This window comes from Novosphingopyxis iocasae, from assembly GCF_014334095.1.
Taxonomy (GTDB): Bacteria; Pseudomonadota; Alphaproteobacteria; order Sphingomonadales; family Sphingomonadaceae; genus Novosphingopyxis; species Novosphingopyxis iocasae.
In genome coordinates, this window is the sequence record NZ_CP060495.1 from 1,594,284 (window position 1) to 1,613,467 (window position 19,184).

The following is a 19,184-nucleotide window of genomic DNA, read 5'->3' on the forward strand; positions in this document are numbered from 1 at the left end:
CAACGCGATCCCCTAAGCATCTTCCCCGCTTTATCGCGCCGCAAAACACGGCTAGTCGGTCCTTGGAAGGACGGCCCCCTTGGACATCTACCTGCCGATCGCGAACCTGTCCGTGAACGGACTGGTGATCATCCTGCTGGGCGGACTGGTCGGCTTTTTGTCGGGTATGTTCGGCGTGGGCGGTGGGTTTCTGACCACGCCGCTCCTCATCTTCTACGGCATTCCGCCCACCGTCGCCGCCGCGTCCGCCTCTACGCAGGTGACCGGGGCCAGCGTCTCCGGCGTGTTCGCGCATCTGAAGCGGGGGGGCGTGGATTTCCGCATGGGCGCTGTGCTGGTCTGCGGCGGTATCTTCGGCACGGGCGCGGGCGCATGGCTGTTCGCGCTGCTCACTCGGCTGGGGCAGATCGATACGGTGATCAACATCGTCTATGTCGTGATGCTGGGCAGTATCGGCGGATCGATGGCGGTGGAAAGCTTTCGCAGCGTGCGCGCCCTTCGCGGCGGCAAGCCCCTGCCCGCGCGCAAACGGCGTCACCACCCGCTGGTGGCGAACCTGCCCTGGCGCTGGCGCTTCTATCGCTCGGGCCTCTACATATCGCCGATCGCGCCGCTGCTACTGGGCTTTGCGACCGGCATCCTTACCATGCTGCTAGGCGTGGGCGGCGGATTCATCATGGTGCCCGCTATGCTCTATATTCTGGGGATGGGAGCGCGTGTGGTGGTGGGCACCTCGCTGTTCCAGATCCTGTTCGTCACCATGACCTCTACGATGATGCACAGTCTCACCACCCATGCGGTGGACATCGTGCTGGCAATCCTGCTTCTGATCGGCAGCGTTACGGGCGCGCAGATCGGCGCGCGGTTCGCGCAGAAGTTGCCGCCCGAATATCTGCGCCTCGCCTTGTCCTGCATCGTGCTGCTGGTGGCGATCCGCATGGCGATTGGCCTCACCTGGCGTCCGTCAGAGATTTTCACGGTGGTGCCGCTATGAAGCGCCTACTGTTCCTCGCGCTCGCTCTATTGGCGGCAGCGCCCGCCGCGGCGCAGAACGCGCCCCTTCTGGTACCCGACGTCAGCCAGCACCGGATCGATCTGCAATCGGGCTTTACCGGCGCCGAGCTGCTGTTGTTCGGCGCCATCGCCTATCCCGGCGGCCGTATTCCGGAAGGACAGATCGACATCGCCGTGGTAATCGAGGGGCCGCGCAAACCCATCACCGTGCGCGAGAAAGCGAAGCTGGGAGGCCTCATCTGGGTAAATGCGGAATCGAACAGCTATCGCACCGCACCCAGCTTCTACGCCGTCGCCTCCAGCCGCCCGATCGCCGATATCATCGATGAGCGGGAGGCTTATGTATACGAAATCGGGCTGAAGCATCTCCAGCTATCGCCGATCCAAGTGGGCGATACGCGCGAGCAATTGCGTTTCCGCGACGGCCTGATCGCCACCAATGTGGAGGACGGAAGCTATTCGCAATCCTCCGGAAGCGTCCAAATCACGCGCAAGCTGCTTTATCAGGCGCGCATAGAAATTCCGGCCAGTGTGCCGGTGGGCACCTATGATGCCAGCACCTACCTGATCCGGAACGGAAAGGTGGTGTCGGTGGCGGAAACCGAAGTGGTGGTGGGCAAGCGCGGGTTCGAACAGTTCGTTTCGATCGTGGCGGCCCGTTACGGCTTTGCCTACGGGCTGGTCGCGGTGTTGATCTCGCTCGGCCTTGGCTGGGCGGCGGGTGCCCTCTTCCACCGCCGCTGACGCCGCCAAGCGGGGCTGTGCTGGCGCGTCCCAAGGGCGCTAAAGCCTTTATTTACGCTAACACAATATAGCGTGCCGCATATCTGGGTATTCAGGATGTGCAGGATGGACATGAGCGGTCGCAATTTCGAGAATGCTGAGCCGGTCCGTGGGCCAGTGCTCCACCCCGATGCGCCCGCCTCTACCAAGAAACCGCAAGGCGCGCGGCCGATAACCGATGTCCATATCGGCTACGTCATCGAAATCGCCGGATCGGGTTCATCGATCCTGCTGGATGGCGATATGCTGAAGAAACTTGCCAGAAACAGCGATAGCAGCATCGCGATGGCCGGCCAGGTCGGCAGCCAGGTGAAGGTTCGCGTGGGCGATAGTTGGCTGCTGGCCAGCATCCGTACGCAAAAGCTCGATCATGAAAGCGACGGCGCGATCATCGCCAAGGTCGATTTTCTCGGTGAGGGCGAAGAGGAAAAGCTCACAGGCCGCATCTACAAGTTTCGCCGCGGCGTCACCCGCTATCCCGTGCCCGGAAGCGAGGTATTTGCTGTCACCTCCGGCGATATGAAGCAGGTCTATGCCGCCGATACGCGCGCGCATATCGAGATCGGCACCGTCTTCCCCACCAGCAATATCCGCGGCGCGCTGTATGTCGACGCCATGCTGGGCAAGCATTTTGCGCTGCTCGGCTCCACCGGTACCGGCAAATCGACCGCCGCCGCACTGATCCTTCACCGCATCTGCGATCTGGCGCCTCAGGGCCATATCGTCATGGTCGATCCCCACGGCGAATATTCGGCCGCCTTCAAGGGTAATGGCAAGATCTTCGACGTGAACAATCTCGCCATGCCCTATTGGCTGATGAACTTCGAAGAGCATTGCGAGGTGTTCGTCACCACACGCGGCAATGAGCGGCAGACAGATATGGATATTCTTGCCCGCTGCCTCATCCAGGCGCGCGCGAAGAACCGTATTGCCGAGACCATCGGCAAGCTGACGGTCGACAGCCCCGTACCCTACCTCGTGTCCGATCTGATCAATATTCTGCAGAACGAGATGGGCAAGCTCGACAAAGCGACCTCCAGCGCGCCCTATATGCGGTTGAAGTCCAAGATCGAGGAGATGAAGAACGATCCGCGCTACAACTTCATGTTTTCCGGCATGCTCGTCGGCGACACGATGGCGCAGTTCATCGCCAAGATCTTCCGCCTGCCGAGCGAAGGCAGGCCCATCTCCATCATCGACGTGTCCGGCGTGCCCTCCGATATCACCTCAACGGTGGTCGCCGTGCTTAGCCGCCTGGTGTTCGATTACGCCATCTGGTCGCGCAACGAGCCGCAACGCCCGATCCTGCTGATGTGTGAGGAAGCGCATCGCTACATCCCGTCCGACAGCAAGATGGAACATAGCGCCGTGCGGGATGTGCTGAGCCGGATCGCCAAGGAAGGCCGTAAATATGGCGTATCCTTGGGGCTGATCACGCAGCGGCCGTCGGATCTGTCCGAAGGCGTACTTTCCCAGTGCGGCACCATCATTTCGATGCGCCTCAACAATGATCGCGATCAGGCCTTCGTGCGCGCGGCCATGCCCGAAGGATCGCGCGGGTTCCTCGATTCGATCCCGGCGCTGCGCAACCGTGAGTGCATCGTCTGCGGCGAAGGCGTCGCGATTCCGATCCGCGTCTCGCTCGACACGCTCGCGGAGGAAAAGCGCCCCGCCTCCGAAGATCCGATCTTCTCGGCTCTCTGGCAGCAGTCCGGCGGCGAGGAAGAGATGATGCCGCGCATCGTCAAACGCTGGCGCAGCCAAGGCCGCTAAGGCCGATCCTCCGCTAGGCCGGGTTGGTCAACTCAGCCTTGCCAGCGCCGCTTCCAGCCGCTCCGCCTCGCCCGCCTTTTCGGCATGGTCCGCGCGGGCCTTTTCCACTGCTTCCGGCTTCGCCTTCTCGACGAACTGCGGATTGTCCAGCCGCTTGGCGAGGGAATCGCGTTCCTTGATCGCCGCATCGCGCGCCTTGGCCAGACGCGCGCGCTCCGCATCCAGATCGATCACGCCTTCCAGCGGCAGCGCAAAGGTGGTGCCGTCCACCAGGATCTGCACCGCCGCGCCCTCCGGCGGCGCCTCGAAGCGCACCGCATCGAGCCGCGCAAGCCGGTCGATCGTCGGCTGCTGCCGCTCCACCAGCGCGCGCACACGCTCGTCCGCTTCCGCGGCATAAGCCGTCATGCGCGTGCCGGGCGGGATGCCGAGTTCGGACTTCGCACCGCGCAGTTCGCGCACGAGCGCGATCAGCCATTCGACCTCGCGCTTGGCCTCTGCATCCACGCTCGCCTTCGGATCGCACCAGCGCGCGGTGATCAGCGGATGATCGCCCCGGTCCCCCATGGCGTGCCACAGCTCCTCGGTGACGAACGGCATGAACGGGTGCAGCATGACCAGGATCTGATCGAACGCCCAACCGGCGACGCGGCGGGTTTCGTCAGCACCGCCCGCATTGCCGGCCAGCACCGGCTTGATCAGCTCCAGATACCAGTCGCAATAACGATCCCACACGAAGTGATAGATCGCATCCGCCGCCGCATCGAAGCGCAAGTCGGCAAGCGCACGGTCCAGCTTTGCCACCGTCTCCGCCACCTCGCCGATGATCCAGCGATTGACCGCCAGCTTTGCCTCGGGCGCCGCCACGCTGTCGCTCGCACCGATGCCGTTCGCCTGCGCGAACCGCGCTGCGTTCCACAGTTTGGTCGCGAAGTTGCGGTAACCCTCGACGCGGCCCTCATCCATCTTGATGTCGCGGCCCTGGCTCTCCATCGCCGCCATGAAGAAGCGCAGCGCATCCGCACCATATTGATCGATCAAGCCCAGTGGATCGACCGTATTGCCCTTGGACTTGGACATTTTCGAACCGTCTGCGGCGCGCACCAGCCCGTGCAGATAGAGCCGCTTCCAAGGCGGCGTGCCCATGAACTCGATGCCCTGCATCAACATCCGCGCATCCCAGAAAAACAGGATGTCGAAGCCGGAGATGAGCAGGTCGTTGGGATAATGTTTCTGGACGAGCGGCGCGCCATCCTCGGGCCAACCCAGCGTCGCGAACGGCCAGAGGGCCGAGCTGAACCAGGTGTCGAGCACGTCCTCGTCGCGCGTGAGTTCGGCCCCTTCGCCCGCCTGCGCCCGCGCTTCTTCCTCAGTCTCCGCGACAAAGACGTTGCCGTCGGCATCGAACCAAGCCGGAATCCGGTGCCCCCACCAGAGCTGACGGCTGACGCACCAGGGCTGGATGTTCTCCATCCAGTTGAAGTAGGTCTTCTCCCAGCTCTTGGGCACGATTTCCACCGCGCCGGAGCGGACCGCGTCCATCGCGGGGGCGGCGAGCTTTTCGGCATCGACATACCATTGATCGGTCAACCACGGCTCAATCACGACGCCGCCGCGATCGCCGAAGGGCGTCTGGATCACGCGGTCCTCGACCTCGCCGAGCAGGCCGAGTTCGTCCATCGCCGCGACGACTTTCTTGCGCGCGTCGAACCGATCCATGCCGAGATAATCATCGGGAATCTTGCCGTCGCTCACCTGAACCACGCGCGCTTCGGCATCCAGCATGTTGAGCATGTCGCCCGCCGCTATACCGGCGCGCCGACCCACCTCGAAATCGTTGAAATCGTGCCCCGGCGTGATCTTCACCGCGCCCGATCCCAGCTCCGGATCCGCATGTTCGTCCGGCACGATCCGCACACGACGCCCGGTGATCGGTAGCTCGACCTCGGCCCCTGCGGCCACCAGCGAGGCATAGCGTTCGTCCTCGGGGTGCACCGCCACCGCCATATCGGCCAGCATGGTTTCGGGCCGCGTCGTCGCCACCACGATATGGTCCGCGCCGGCGGCCGTTTTCGCGCCGTCCGCCAGCGGATAGCGGAAATGCCAGAACTTGCCCTGCACCTCGCGCTGCTCGACCTCCAGGTCGCTGATCGCGGTTTTCAGCGCCGGATCCCAGTTCACCAGCCGCTTGTCCCGGTAGATCAGCCCGCGCTTGTGCAGCTCCACAAACACATGGGTCACCGCCTTGGAAAAATGCGGGTCCATCGTGAACTGCTCACGGCTCCAGTCCATCGAGCAGCCCAGGCGACGCAGCTGTCGGGTAATCTGGCCGCCGCTATCGTCCTTCCATGCCCAGACGCGCGCGAGGAAATCCTCGCGGCTCAAATCGGTGCGCTTCTCCCCTTGCGCGGCCATATTGCGCTCGACCACCATCTGCGTGGCGATGCCGGCATGATCGGTGCCGACCACCCACAAAGCGTCCTTGCCGCGCAGCCGCTCATAGCGGACCATGATGTCCTGCAGTGTGTTATCGAGCGCATGGCCGATGTGCAGCACGCCGGTAACGTTCGGCGGCGGGTTGACGATGGTGAACGGCTCGGCGTCGCCACGCTGCGGGCGGAACAGGCCGTTCTTTTCCCAATGCGCGTACCAGCGCGTTTCCAGCTCGGCGGGATCGAAGGTTTTGGGCAGGGTCTGGTCGGTCATGCCCGCAGCAATGGCAGCGCGCCCGCGCCATCGCAACGGTGATTAGCCGTCGAAGATCGTCGTCTTTGCGTGGAACCGCAGGCGACGCGGCAATCCAGGGCGGTTACAGCGCTGTGTGCACCCCTGGATTGCTGCACTCCGTCCGCAATAACGAATTCTTACTGCGCAGGCGTCCCCCGCCCCGTCCACTTGTCCAGCCAGTCGAACACGTCGCGGTGCCATTGGATGGAGTTCTGCGGTTTGTTGATCCAGTGGCTTTCCTCCGGAAACACCAGCAGGCTGGACGGGATGCCCTGGCGCTGCGCGGCGGTGAAGCCCATCAGCGACTGGGTGTAGGGGATGCGGAAGTCCTTCTCGCCATGGGTGAACAGGACGGGCGTCTTCCAGTTGGTGACGAAGTTCACCGGGTTCCATTTCTCATACAGCTCGCGCTGCGCGTAATAAGGCCCGCCGAAATCCCATTCGGGGAACCACAGTTCCTCGGTGGAATAATAGAAGGCGCGCGTATCGAAAATACCGGCATGGTTGACGATGCATTTGAACTGATCGGGCCAATTGCCCTCAATCCAGTTCATCATATAGCCGCCATAGCTGGCGCCCAGCGCGCAGGCATTGTCCGGCGTCACCGCGCCGTCGAATTTCGCCGCGGCGGCTAGGCCGAGTTTCAGGTCCGTCAGCGGTTTGCCGCCCCAATCCTTGTTGATCGAATCGGTGAAGGCCTGGCCGTATCCGGTGCTGCCGTGGAAATCGATCGTCACCACGCTCATGCCGTGGCTGGCGAAGATCTTCGGGTTCCAGCGGAAGCTCCAGCTGTCGCCGAAGCTGCCCTGCGGCCCGCCATGCACCAGAAACGCCGTCGGCGTGCCCTTGGGCGCGCCTTCGGGCTTCACCACCTGGCCCCACACCGTGTCGCCGTTCGCGCCCTTGAAGCTGAACCGCTCGACCACAACCGGGTCGATCTCGGCGAACAGATCGGCGTTCACCGCCGTCAGCTGCCGTTCGTTGCCGCCGGGCAGCATACGATACAGGTCGTTCGGCGCCTGAATCGAGTTTTTGGTGTAGAGCATCGATCCGTCCGCCATGGGGATCACATCGCCCACATTGCCGCGCTGCGTAAGGCGGCTGACCGTGCCGTCCAACGCGATCATGTAAGCCGGATGGTCCAGGGTGTCGCCCGCGGTGACGATCAGGTGGCTGCTGTCCGGCGCCCAGGCGATGGAGCCGACCGAGCGGTCCCACCCCTGCGTCAGTGCCTGCGTTTCGCCGCTCGCCAGATCGCGCAGCATCAGCACCAGCCGGTCGCTCTCATAGCCCGGTCGCGCCATCGCGGCATAGGCCAGATAGCGCCCGTCCGGCGAAGGCGTGGGCATGGTGTCGGTGGCCTGATTGGCATCGGTGAGGTTGTCCACCCGGCTGCCGTCCGCCGCGGCGGAATAAATATCGAGATCGGTGGAGCGCGGCTCCATCGCGTTCGCCTCGCGCAGCGTATAGTACAGCGTGTTGCCGTCCGTGCTCCAGTTCAGCTCCTCGCCGCCGCCGAAGGGATCGGTCGGCGCATTGCCGGTGATGCTTCCGTCCAGCGGGGTGCCGAGGCCGGAGACCTTCCCATTCGCCACGTCGAAGGCGAAGATGCGGTTGTAGACGCCGGGCTCGCGCCAGCTGGTCCAGTGCCGCACGAAATATTCGTCATATTCGCGGCCCGTCGCCTTGGCTTCCTCGGGAGACGCGGTGGGTGCGGGGCAACCGAATTCGGCGCAATCGCGCGGGATCGCGCTCCAAACCGCTACACGGTTTCCGGTTGGCGCTAGCTTGAACCCGGCAACGCCGACCGAGAAGTCGCTCGCCTGCACAGGCGTGCCGCCCGGCATGGCCACGCGCCAGAGCTGGTCGCTGCCCGATTTGTCGCTGATGAACCAGAGCGATCCGTCCGGCGCAAAGGCAGGCGCGCTTTCCGAAGCGCCGTCCATGTCCGCGATCAGCACCGGCTGCGATTCCGGGCGGGTCAGATCGAGCATGTAGAGCTGCGTCGAGCGGCTATTTTCCGAGATGTCGGTGCTCGTCACCTGATACACCGCCACCGTACCGTCCGGATTGACCGCAGGCGCGCCGAGGCGTTTCATTTCGTTAAGGTCGATTGCGGTCATCGACCGGGCGGCGGCGGGGGACGGTGCGGCGGCGATCGCGATCGCGGCGGCAGCGGCGGACAGAAGAAGCGTTTTCATGGGGGCCCACGCTAAGCCGGGCCAGGCAGGCGGGCAAGCCGGTTCGAACGGTCAGGCGGCAAGCGTCGCCAGTCTTCGGTCCTCATCGTCATTTGCGGCATGTTTCGGCGGCGTGCGCAACTGCCTGCGCTTCGCTCGTGGCTTTGCGCGCCGCGCCGGACGGATCGCACCGATCCATGCGCGCATCATGCCGCGCGACCGCGCCGAAAATGCGAGGAAGCCAGCCATCGCCAGATCGGCGGTGGTGGCGATATCGAAGGCGGCGATCCAGCCCATCAATTCGGGCGTTGCCAGCCCCAACAGCCGCAGCCCCTCACCCGACTCGGCGTAGATGAGCAGCCCTGCCACGATTACCAATGCCAATGTTACAAGCACTTGGCCTCGAGAGACGCGGTTGAGCGCATCGGCGGGCTGGCGCACCAACCAGCGATTTAGAAAGCGCGCCATCGCCGTATCGGGCGCAGCCTTGAGGATGAGGAATACGCCGAAAAGGACGGCGACCAGGGTCATCAGCCTTTACGGGTGATCCGCTGGATTTCCTTGCGCACCATGGATTCGACCAGCGGCGGCAGGTTCTGGTTGAGCCATTCTTTCAGCATGGGCCGCAGCATTTCGCGCAGCAGCTGCTCAATGGACGTTTCGCCCGAGCGCACGATTTTCGGCTTCGCGCTGGGTTCCGCCAAGGTAGCCAGCGCGCTGAGAGACGCGCTGAGCGCTTCCGCATTGGCTGTGTCGAGCAGATCGTCGTCGCCCGCTTCGTCGCGATCGAAATCCTCGACGCTGTCGCCTTCGGTCAGCTCAAGCACCGAGTCGTTGGACGTTGGCGCCGCGGACGATGAGCGCGCGGCGCTTTCGCGGCGATTATCTTCGGCGATGATGCGTTTGATCGAGGAGAGAATTTCTTCCATCGAAGGTTCGTGCTCGCTCACGCCTTATCCCCTGTCAACCAGGCCCCGCCCCCGGAGACCATCGGCCCTCAATCGATCGGCTGGCGCGGCCCATACAGGTTGCGCGCGGCTGCTTCCGGCCCGATCGTTTCCGGAAGCGGTTCTATTGGAGCCGCCTGGGGCTCGGTGTCAACGGTGCGCGTGGCAGACGGCACCGGATCGGGGCGCGACGTCCAGTCACTGCGCCGCCCGCGCACATCCTCATAATAATCGAGCGGATCGTAGAAGATGCCGCCGTCGAGGCCGAGATCCGCCGCCTCCGCGCGCCCCATTGCCGCCAGCAACGAAAAGCCAGCGACATAGGCGTTGCGCCGCGCCGCGACGAGCTGAACCTGCGCGTTCAGAAGCTCCTGCTCGGCATTCAGAATGTCGAGGATGGTGCGGTTTCCCACGCTGTTTTCGGCCCGCACGCCTTCCAGCGCGAGCTGGTTCGATTCGACCGCGATCTGGCTAGCCTGAATGACCTCCTGCGAGGCGCGCCAGCTGGCATAGGAAGCACGGACCTGCGCGATCACCGATCGCTCGACCTCGATCTCCTGCTCTTCGGCCTGTCCCAGCAGCGCCTGCGCGCGGCGCACCTGCGCGGGCACGCGCCCACCCTGATAAAGCGGAAGGTTGGCGCGCACGCCGACGGCGAGATTCTGCTGCGAGTTGGGGATGGCCGGGATCGTAATATTCGGCTGGCCCGGATTTTGCGGGCCGATCGGAGTGAAATCGGGCGTGATCACCGATCCCAGGAAATTGGCGTAGGAGCCTTGCGTAAACGCGGAAACCCTCGGCAACCGCCCGGCTTGCGCCACGCGCACATCATAAGCAGCGGCCTTGCGCCGTTCATGGGCGGCAATCAGATCCGGATTGGAATCGAGCGCAATTTCTACGGCGGCGCTGGCCGTTTCCGGCAGGTTCGGCAGCGGCGGCGGCGGCTCCAAAGCATCGGGCGCCTCGCCCACCAGCTGGACGTAATTTTCCTTGGACTGGATCAGGTTCGACCGCGCGGTCTCCAGATCGCTCGTCGCGATGGCAAGACGCGCTTCGGCCTGCGCCACGTCGGTTCGGGTGAGATCGCCGATCTGGAACCGATCGCCTGTCGCCTCCCGGTTCACCGTCAGCACGCCGACATTGGCGCGGTTGAGCCGCACGATCGCCTCGTCGCGAATCACGTTCATATAGGCCGCGACGGTCTGGCTGAAGATGCTGCTCTCGGTCCCGCGCAGTGTGGCGCGTCCCGCCTCCACGCGCTTGTCCGCAGCCTTCACGCCATATTTCACCGCGCCGCCGGAATAGACCGGTACGCTCAGATCGATCGCCGCCACCGCCTGTCGGTTGGAGAACGGGTTCGAATTGTCGACGCTCTCCTGATAGGTGCCCTGCCCGCCGAGCTGCGGGCGGCCATCCGCCTTCGTGATCGGCACGGTCTCGTCGGTCGCGCGCAGCTGGGCGCGCTGCCCGGTGATCGTCGGATTGTTCAGATAGGCCTGGGCCAGCGCCTCGCGCAGCGTGTCGGCCGCTGCAGGCGCAGCAAGCAGCGTCGCGGCGGAAGCGGCGAGGAGCAGTCGGCTGCGCTTGCGCATGATTAGAACCGGAACGCTTTCGCGCGCTCGAAACCGGGCAGCACCGGCACTTCGCTATCCTCGAACGGCACCGGACTTACCACGCCGCCACGCTTGCGCGCGATGGCGAGGCGCGTCAGGCCCTTGTCGGCGATGCCGCAGACCAGCCGCCCGCCTTCGGCCAGCTGATCGGCAATCGCATCGGGCACGGTCTCGACCGCGCCGTCTATGAGGATGAGATCATAAGGTGCGCCGTCAGGATGTCCCTCAGTCAGGTCGCCCTCGACCAGCTGGATCAGGCTCGCATCATCGAAATTTCCGCCCTCCAGGCGTGGGCGCGCAATAGCGGCCAGCTCTGCGTCCGATTCCAGCGCGGTAACGGGGCCCGCCAGCCGCGCCAGAACCGCGGCGGAATAGCCCGTGCCCGCCCCTACGATCAGTGCGATGTCGCTACGCTGCGGTTCGGCGACCACCAGCATGCGGCCAAGCGCGACGGGCGGTGCCAGATAACGATCATTGCCCAGCGGCACGGAGCGATCCGCATAAGCCACCGAGGCCCGCACCTCCGGAACGAACTCCTCGCGCGGCACGCTGGCCATCGCACGGATCACATCGCGGTCGTTGACACCTGAGGGGCGCAGCTGGCTATCCACCATCGCGTCGCGCATCGCCTGAAAACTCTTATCGTTGGTCATGATCCGAAGCCCTACAACAGCTGTGTTAGTATTGCAATACAGCTAATCCCTGTTTTGTCATAACGAGGGGTCCGGGCAGCGCCAAGCCGCTTTTGGACGAACGTACGCCGCGCGGGGGCAAACGCCGCGGAAGCCATCGCGTGCCGCAGCAGCGCTTGACAAGCATGCGCCATTTCCACAATGGCGGGCGCTCGCAAGCTCCGGGGCCCGATGGCGGAGTGGTTACGCAGAGGACTGCAAATCCTTGCACGCCGGTTCGATTCCGGCTCGGGCCTCCACTTTCCGGCGCTGCGCCGACTTCCCAGACATTCCGAATAGACCGGCTGCTTCGAAGAGGCGGCTGAAACGCATGTGCGTCCGCGCGCTGCGCGAATCTCGCTGCGGACGCGGACCTGTTGATTTATTGGAGAATTATGGTGCCCGGGGGCGGGATCGAACCACCGACACTACGATTTTCAGTCGTATGCTCTACCAACTGAGCTACCCGGGCATATCCGTTCGAACTCGGCGGGCGCGGGGCCGGCCGGCGAGCGGGAGATGGGCCTATAGGCGTGGGTACCGGGGCTTGTCCAGCCCCGATTAAACCTCTTCTTCTCCTGCGCGCAGGCTTTCCGGCGGAACGGCGGGGCCCGGGATGCGATAGCCGTCGCCAAGCCAGTTCAGAAGATCGCGATCCTTACAGCCGCGCCCGCAGAAAGGCGCGTGATCCGGGTCAACCGGCTTGCCGCAATTGGGACATTTGGGTTCGCTCATGTTTCCACCTCGTTCACCGCCTCGCCTTGCCACAGTCCGCGGGCGGGATCGCTTTCCATCACCACCGGACGGCCGATGCGCTGAGCCAGTTCCTCCACCAGATGGAAACGACGCTCGAGCCGATCAATGACCGCGGGAGCGGCCGACAACATCAATTGCCCGCGTCCACCGGATCGCTCACCGATGCGCAGCAGCGCCAGCGCTGCGGAAGCGACGTCATTGCCCTGAAGCTCCTCGACCACGGAAGGGCGCACCCGGCGGCGTACGATCTGGAGCAGGCCGAAGCCGTTCACCGCCGTCCGTTCGCAGTCGAACGCGGCGGCCTCGTCAAACAGCTCGACGATGCGGGCACGGTCCGCCTTGGCCGGGAGCGTCGGAAAATCAACCGCGATGCTGCCCTGCAGATCGAACAGGCGAATCGCGCGGGCCACCTCAGGCGCTGCGGCAAAGGCAAGTTCACGCGGGGAGAGATCGCCATCGATATCGATCGCGATGAAGGCGGAGGTGCTCTCGATTCGAAGCGATCCGCCGGCAAAAGGAACTAGTCCCTGGCGGGCCTGCTCGAACAGATCGTGCCAGCCATGATCGTCCAGCGTCTCGGCCCCCGCAGCGCGCACGACGCGCACTGCATGATCGCCCATGATGCGTTCACGCAATGTCGGGCCGTCGCGACGCGGCTCTTCGGTCGGGCGTACGAGACCGAGCTTCAGCCTTCCCCGTTCACGCATCAATTCGCGCGTCACCTCGACCCGCAGCTGCTGCCCCTCGCTTGCGCCTTTAGGCAGCGGGGCGAGCAGCATCTGCTGGCCGCATTCCATTTCGACAAGACCGCGTGCGCCCAGTTTCTTCACCAGCTTGGCATGATCGCGCACCGCACCGGCCCGCGCGGGGCTTGGGCGTTCGATCCGCATCTCGACCGGACGGCCCCCTTCCAGCATCAGAGCGCGCGCTTCGCCGATCCCGTCTTCATAAAGCCACTCAGCCAAGGGGATATCCTCCCTGCTTCAGCAGCAACCGGGTCTCATAAAGCGGCAGGCCCATGATCGCCGAGTGGCTGCCCGACATCCATGTTATCAACGATTCGGCGCGGCCCTGGATGGCATAGCCGCCGGCCTTCCCGATCCCCTCCCCGCTTTCCACATAAGCGGCGATTTCGTCGGCATGGAGCGGTTTGAACTTGACGATATTTTCCGAAACCTTGGTGCGCTGCGTGCCGTCTGGCGCGATCACGCTGACCGCGCTGTAGACGCGGTGGCGGCGGCCCGAGAGCAGCTCCAGGAAGCGCCGGTTCATCGCCTCATCTTCGGCCTGCTGCAGAATGCGCCGTCCGGGCGCCACGGCGGTATCGCCGGCCAGCACCATCTCGCCATCGGAGCGCGCGACGGCGCGGGCCTTTTCCTCGGCCATGCGCAGCGCATAGACGCGCGGCAGCTCGCCCTTCAGCGGCGTCTCATCGATATCGGGGGAGGCGATCCTGTCCGGCGTCACGCCCAGACGCCCCAGCAATTCGCGGCGGCGCGGGCTGGAGCTGGCGAGGATCAGCGTGGGCGCTGTTTCACCCACCGGAACTTATCGCGGTGCCGGGCCGCCGCGTCCCGGCATGAAGCGATAGGTGATGCGCGCCTTGGTGAGATCGTACGGGGTCATCTCGCACAGCACCTCGTCGCCCACCAGCACGCGGATGCGGTTCTTGCGCATCTTGCCGGCGGTGTGGCCGAGCACTTCATGGCCGTTCTCCAGCTCCACGCGGAACATCGCGTTGGGAAGGAGTTCACGGACCACGCCGCGCATTTCGAGAAGTTCTTCTTTCGCCATTCTTGTCCTGATCGCTTGCGGCCCCGCTTGGCGGCGCCGTCGGTTTCGCTCGCCCCCCTAGCCGCCTTGGGAACAAAAGGGAAGCGGGCCACTATTCGATGAACATGGGATGAGAAGCCACCAGCGACAATTGGTTACAGAATATCGCGCGACTTTTCGATCATTGCCGGGTTAAGCCATGGGCCAACGGGGCAGACAATAACAGGCGGGCCATCCCCGCCCCACGCCAGCAGAGTTCTCCCGATCATGACGCAAGCCGCGCCCTCCATTATGCCCAAGGGGCTCCTCATCTGCTCCGCGGCACCGTTCGCGCTTATGATGGCAGGCCCCCTCGCCGCGCAGGAGCAGGACGATGCCGTGCCCGCCCAAGGCGAGCAGCAAGATAGCGGGGATGAGCAGGACGCTTCCGATCAAAGCATCTATAGCGGCGGGGATATAGTGGTGCGCGCCACGCGGCTGCGCGGCGAGGTGGATACCGACATTCCCGTGCTGGACGAGATCGGTGCGGAGGAAATCGCAGGCTATGGCGCGTCTTCGATCGGCGATCTGATCGATCTTCTGGGCCCGCAGACCGGATCGGCGCGCGGGCGCGGCGGCGGGCGGCCGGTGATCCTCCTGAACGGACGGCGCATCTCCAGCTTCCGCGAACTGCGCGATCTTCCGCCCGAGGCGATCGAGCGGGTGCAGGTGTTCCCCGAAGAGCTGGCGCTGCAATATGGCTATCGCCCCGATCAGCGCGTCATCAACATGATCCTGGTCGATAATTTCAAGTCCGTGACGGCGGAGCTGGAATATGGCCAGCCTTCGCAAGGCGGGCGCGCAAAATGGGAGACGCAGGGAGGCCTCACCCGCATCGGCGACGATTTCCGCTTCAACATCAACGGCGAATATACGAGCCAGTCCTCGCTGACCGAGGCGGAGCGCGGCATTGCGCGCGCGGCCACCAATATCGTGGTGCCGGACGGCGTGGATCTCGGCCGTTTCCGCACCCTGCTGCCACAAAGCGACCAGTTCTCACTGAACGGCAGCTACAGCAAAAGCCTGACCGAAAAGATCCAGCTCTCGCTCAACGCCGCTTACGAGCTGACCGATTCCAATTCGCTCAACGGCCTTGGCACGGTGGATTTGTTCGTGCCGGGCACCAGCCCCTTTTCGCAGACCGGGCAGGACGCCGTCCTGACGCGCGCCTTCACCGATCCCCGCCCCCTCGCCGGATACTCGACCGTGCAGACCCGGTCGGCCAGCGCGGGGCTCAACAGCGACTCTTCAGGCTTCCGCTGGTCGGTGAACGGCAATTATTCGGAAAATCAGACCGACATCACCACCAACCGCGCGCTGGACAGCGCAGCGCTGGAGGCCATGGTGGCCGCCGGCGCCGTCGATCCCTTCGGCGCGGACATCGGGCGCGGCCTGTCCTTCGCCTATCCCGATCGCAGCACCAGCCTGTCGAGCACCGCTTCGCTGATTGCCGAGGGATCGCGCGAGCTGTTCGCTCTGCCTGCCGGCGGGGTGCAACTGAACCTCAACGGCGGCTACACGCGTGAGGATATCCGCGGAACCGCGCTGCGATCGGGCGAGGCGTTCGCCACCGATCTCGGCCGCGGCACGGCCAGCGTGGGCGGCAACGTCTCGCTGCCCATCAGCAGCCGGCGCGAAGGCGTGTGGGACGCAATCGGCGATCTCACACTGAACGCCAATGCGGGTTACAGGCAGCTGACCGATTTCGGCGGCATCGCCAGCTACGGCGGTGGCTTCAACTGGTCCCCGGCCGAGCGGCTCAGCATCCTGTTCAGCTATATCGGCGAGGAAAGCGCGCCGGGCATTTCCGATCTAGGCGCGCCGATCATCGTCACGCCCAATGTGCCGATATTCGATTTCACCACCGGCCAGTCCGTGTTGATCGACCGGACGACGGGCGGCAACCCGCTGCTGCTCGCCGAGCGCCGCAATGACATCAAGTTCAACATCGGTTGGGAGCCGCCCTTCCTCGACGATTTCCGGATCGAGGCGGAGTATAACCGCAACCGCTCGCGCGATGTGACCAACGCCTTTCCGCTGCTCACTCCCGCCATCGAAGGCGCATTCCCGGACCGCGTGACGCGCGGGCCGGACGGGACGCTGCTGGCGCTCGATGCCCGGCCCGTCACCTTCAGCGAAGTGAATGCCGAGCGTATCCGCTGGGGCCTCAACTATCGCGGCGAATTCGGCGGCAACAAGGATGAAGGCGAGGAGCGGCGCGGCGGACCGGGCGGCGAGCGGCGGGCCTCTCCGAAGCGCGTGGCACAGCAGGGAAGCACCCCGTCCGGCGAACGAAATGGACGCGCCGAAGGACAGTCCGAGGGCAAACCGGCGAACGGCGAAAAGGCGGAGGGTGAAGGCGGCGAGAAACAGGCCGAGCGGCCCCAGCAGCGGCAGCAGCGGGGCGGCGGGCGTCGCGGCGGGGGCATGTTCGGCCGCGGCAACGACGGCAAGGCGCGCTGGAACGTCTCGCTATACCACACCTACACGCTGCAGGACGAAGTCGTGATCCGGCCCGAACTGCCCCCGCTCGACCTTCTGAACGGAGACGCGATCGGCGCGAGCGGCAGCCCGCGTCACAAGGTAGAGCTGCAGGGCGGCATCTTCTACAAGGGCATGGGCATGTTCCTGCGCGGCAACTACGCCTCTGCGACCCGCGTCAACGGCGATCCGTTGACCGGCTCGAGCGATCTGTTCTTCGGCGATCTCGCGACCTTCGATCTGCGGCTGTTTGCCAATCTGGAGCAGGTGCTGAAGAAGAAGAAGGGCTTCTTCAAGGGTACTCGCGTTTCGCTCCGCGTCGACAATCTGTTCGGCGGCATCCAGAATGTGCGCGACGCGGACGGCAACACGCCGCTGCGCTACCAGCCCGGCTTCGTCGATCCCGTGGGCCGCTTTATCGAGATCGATTTCCGCAAGCAGTTCTGATCGGCGCAAACGCGCTCAGGAAGGTTCCCGAGCGCCCTTTGCCACCGCCTCTGCACGAGCCGCCGCCTTTGGCGCCACCCGCCACACGGTGTTCGATACATCATCCGCCACGTACAGCGCGCGCCTTGTTGGATCGAACGCAACGCCGACCGGGCGGCCGCGCGCATGATCGCCCTTCAGGAAACCACCCACCACATCGATTGGCTTGCCCGAAGGGCGGCCACCACGAAACGGCACGAACACAACCTTATAGCCCGAAGGATCGCGGCGGTTCCAGCTTCCATGCTCGCCGACGAACGCACCTTCGCTCATCGCGCCGCCGAACCCTCCTTGCTTTGCGAAATCCAGCCCCAGCGCGGCGACGTGGGAGCCCAGCGCGTAATCGGGCGCAATCGCCTTGCGAACGAGATCGGGCCGCTGCGGCTGAATGCGCGGATCCACGTGCTGGCCGTAATAGCTGTACGGCCAGCCATAGAACGCGCCCTCCTTCACCGAGGTGAGATAGTCGGGCACCAGCTGCGGCCCCAACTCATCCCTCTCGTTCGCGACTGTCCACAGCTGGTTCGTCGCCGGATTGATGGCGAGCGCCGTGGGGTTGCGCACACCGGAAGCATAAATGCGGCTGGCACCCGTGGCCCGGTCGATCTCCCAGATCACCGCGCGGTCTTCTTCCACATCCATACCACGCTCGCCGACATTGCTGTTGGAACCGATGCCGACATAGAGCTTGGAGCCGTCGGGACTTGCGGTCATGGACTTTGTCCAATGATGGTTGATCCGCGACGGCAACTTCGTCAGCTCGCGTCCCGGCCCGGCGATGCTCGTGGCGCCGTCGGTGTAGGGAAAGCTAACCACATTGCCCTGATTGGCGACGTAAAGCGTGCCGTCCACGAGTGCCATGCCATAAGGCGCATCGAGCCCGCTGATGAAGGTGGTCTGCAGATCGGTCTTTCCGTCACCATCGGCATCGCGCAGCAGCGTGATGCGGTTGCCGCCCTTTACCGCACTGGTGCCCTGCTTCTTGATGATCCCGGCGATCACATCCTTCGGTCGCACCGGCGAAGCATGACCCCCGCGCCCTTCGGCGACGAGGATGTCTCCATTGGGCAGCACCAGCATCTGGCGCGGAATCTTGAGGTCCTTGGCGATTGGCGCAATGGTGAAGCCATCGGGCACCGTCGGCAGTTCGCCGTCCCACCCTGCGGGCGTGGGAATGGTCATCGCCGGGATCAGCGCATCATTCTGGGTGGGCAGCTGCGGCTGCTCCCCCGTCTGATCGAGCGAGGGATTGCTGTCCTTCTGACAGGCGGCAAGCGCCAGAACGAGGGTGAGCGAAAAAGCGGCCTGGCGGATCACGAGCGGACCTCCTTGTGCACATATCCTGAAAAAGCGATCCACGCGGCGGCAAGCGCGAACAGGGTGGACAGCGCAGACAGCGTCACACCCAGCGTTCCAACCGAATCCCAGCCATCGCGCGCATGCTGGAATGCGTTGATCAGGCCCGTTACGAACATCAGCGCCACGAGCGCCAGATAGATCAGACCGCGTCCGCGCGCCTTGCTGGTGCGGCCGACGAACAGCCCAATCAAAGCCCATGCAAGCACCAGGCCGGCGAACACATCCGCACCCGCGATCAGCCAGGAGGAGAAGTTGGTCCACTGGACGACGGCAGTGTTGAGATAGGTAATGTCCGACAGCAGTGCTGAGCTATACAGCGCCAGCGGAAAGGCCAGCAACATGGCGTGTAGAGGATGAATGAAAGATCGGGCGTCGTGCATGGTCCTGGCCATGGCAATGTTCTCCTAGATCATGGGCTTCGCGCGCTACCAATTGGTTTGCCCCGGACAGCACGATCGGTGTGATGATCCAAACCAACGGTGGACGGAAAAGTGCCCCGGATGACCAAATCGGAAATAGGACGAAAGTTGACAGGCAGCCCGTAAAGAAAAGGCCCCGCATCGCTGCGGGGCCTTTCGTGAT

At 64.3% G+C, this 19,184-nt stretch carries 16 protein-coding genes and 2 tRNA genes; 5 read left to right on the plus strand and 13 right to left on the minus strand.

Annotated elements, in window-relative coordinates:
* Positions 1 to 79 precede the first annotated feature (79 nt).
* The 3 genes from H7X45_RS07630 to H7X45_RS07640 all read left to right on the plus strand — a co-directional run bounded on the left by H7X45_RS07630 (position 80) and on the right by H7X45_RS07640 (position 3,570).
* Positions 80 to 994 carry a sulfite exporter TauE/SafE family protein gene (locus H7X45_RS07630; RefSeq protein ID WP_187336893.1) on the plus strand — a complete coding sequence of 305 codons (915 nt, stop codon included), beginning with the start codon at positions 80 to 82 and terminating at the stop codon, positions 992 to 994.
* Complete coding sequence (locus tag H7X45_RS07635; RefSeq protein WP_187336894.1) at positions 991 to 1,758, plus strand: TIGR02186 family protein; 768 nt, start codon at positions 991 to 993, stop codon at positions 1,756 to 1,758. Before H7X45_RS07630 ends, H7X45_RS07635 begins: the two co-directional genes overlap by 4 nt.
* 111 nt (positions 1,759 to 1,869) lie before the next feature.
* Positions 1,870 to 3,570, plus strand: a complete 1,701-nt coding sequence (locus H7X45_RS07640) for an ATP-binding protein (RefSeq protein WP_187334328.1) — start codon at positions 1,870 to 1,872, stop codon at positions 3,568 to 3,570.
* A 27-nt stretch (positions 3,571 to 3,597) separates the two neighbouring features.
* Here the strand turns inward: H7X45_RS07640 and H7X45_RS07645 are convergent, their stop codons facing one another.
* The 6 genes from H7X45_RS07645 to H7X45_RS07670 form a co-directional block, all read right to left on the minus strand.
* The gene (locus H7X45_RS07645; protein ID WP_187334329.1) at positions 3,598 to 6,276 is read right to left on the minus strand and encodes a valine--tRNA ligase; all 2,679 of its coding nucleotides are present in this window, start codon (positions 6,274 to 6,276) and stop codon (positions 3,598 to 3,600) included.
* A gap of 158 nt (positions 6,277 to 6,434) precedes the next feature.
* Positions 6,435 to 8,498, minus strand: a complete 2,064-nt coding sequence (locus H7X45_RS07650) for a S9 family peptidase (RefSeq protein WP_187334330.1) — start codon at positions 8,496 to 8,498, stop codon at positions 6,435 to 6,437.
* A gap of 51 nt (positions 8,499 to 8,549) precedes the next feature.
* Positions 8,550 to 9,008: a hypothetical protein gene (locus H7X45_RS07655; RefSeq protein WP_187334331.1), complete on the minus strand. Its 459-nt coding sequence runs from the start codon at positions 9,006 to 9,008 to the stop codon at positions 8,550 to 8,552.
* Positions 9,008 to 9,427, minus strand: a complete 420-nt coding sequence (locus tag H7X45_RS07660) for a DUF2497 domain-containing protein (RefSeq protein ID WP_281385125.1) — start codon at positions 9,425 to 9,427, stop codon at positions 9,008 to 9,010. The genes H7X45_RS07655 and H7X45_RS07660 overlap by 1 nt, the downstream gene beginning before the upstream one ends.
* Before the next feature lie 47 nt (positions 9,428 to 9,474).
* A complete protein-coding gene (locus H7X45_RS07665) occupies positions 9,475 to 11,016 on the minus strand; it encodes a TolC family outer membrane protein (RefSeq protein WP_187334332.1) in 1,542 nt (513 codons plus the stop codon).
* A 2-nt stretch (positions 11,017 to 11,018) separates the two neighbouring features.
* Positions 11,019 to 11,690, minus strand: coding sequence for a protein-L-isoaspartate O-methyltransferase family protein (locus H7X45_RS07670; protein WP_187334333.1), 672 nt, complete (start codon positions 11,688 to 11,690; stop codon positions 11,019 to 11,021).
* Between the two features lie 204 nt (positions 11,691 to 11,894).
* Between H7X45_RS07670 and H7X45_RS07675 the strand changes: the two genes are divergently transcribed.
* Positions 11,895 to 11,968: transfer RNA gene (locus H7X45_RS07675), tRNA-Cys, on the plus strand.
* A gap of 136 nt (positions 11,969 to 12,104) precedes the next feature.
* Here the strand turns inward: H7X45_RS07675 and H7X45_RS07680 are convergent.
* From H7X45_RS07680 to infA, 5 genes are all read right to left on the minus strand, one after another.
* Positions 12,105 to 12,180 (minus strand) — tRNA-Phe (locus H7X45_RS07680).
* An 89-nt stretch (positions 12,181 to 12,269) separates the two neighbouring features.
* The gene (locus H7X45_RS07685) at positions 12,270 to 12,443 is read right to left on the minus strand and encodes a DNA gyrase inhibitor YacG (RefSeq protein WP_187334334.1); all 174 of its coding nucleotides are present in this window, start codon (positions 12,441 to 12,443) and stop codon (positions 12,270 to 12,272) included.
* Positions 12,440 to 13,429, minus strand: coding sequence for a ribonuclease E/G (locus H7X45_RS07690; RefSeq protein WP_187334335.1), 990 nt, complete (start codon positions 13,427 to 13,429; stop codon positions 12,440 to 12,442). Before H7X45_RS07690 ends, H7X45_RS07685 begins: the two co-directional genes overlap by 4 nt.
* Positions 13,422 to 14,006, minus strand: a complete 585-nt coding sequence (locus H7X45_RS07695) for a Maf family protein (RefSeq protein WP_187334336.1) — start codon at positions 14,004 to 14,006, stop codon at positions 13,422 to 13,424. Before H7X45_RS07695 ends, H7X45_RS07690 begins: the two co-directional genes overlap by 8 nt.
* A 6-nt stretch (positions 14,007 to 14,012) precedes the next feature.
* Positions 14,013 to 14,258, minus strand: coding sequence for a translation initiation factor IF-1 (infA, locus tag H7X45_RS07700; protein WP_187334337.1), 246 nt, complete (start codon positions 14,256 to 14,258; stop codon positions 14,013 to 14,015).
* 246 nt (positions 14,259 to 14,504) lie between these two features.
* On the opposite strand from infA, the gene H7X45_RS07705 reads away from it, so the two are divergent.
* Positions 14,505 to 17,204, plus strand: coding sequence for a TonB-dependent receptor (locus tag H7X45_RS07705; RefSeq protein WP_187334338.1), 2,700 nt, complete (start codon positions 14,505 to 14,507; stop codon positions 17,202 to 17,204).
* A gap of 15 nt (positions 17,205 to 17,219) precedes the next feature.
* On the opposite strand, the gene H7X45_RS07710 is transcribed toward H7X45_RS07705, so the two are convergent.
* A complete protein-coding gene (locus H7X45_RS07710; protein ID WP_214645476.1) occupies positions 17,220 to 18,560 on the minus strand; it encodes a PQQ-dependent sugar dehydrogenase in 1,341 nt (446 codons plus the stop codon).
* A complete protein-coding gene (locus tag H7X45_RS15180) occupies positions 18,557 to 18,994 on the minus strand; it encodes a DUF2231 domain-containing protein (RefSeq protein WP_214645477.1) in 438 nt (145 codons plus the stop codon). Before H7X45_RS15180 ends, H7X45_RS07710 begins: the two co-directional genes overlap by 4 nt.
* Between the last annotated feature and the right edge of the window lie 190 nt (positions 18,995 to 19,184).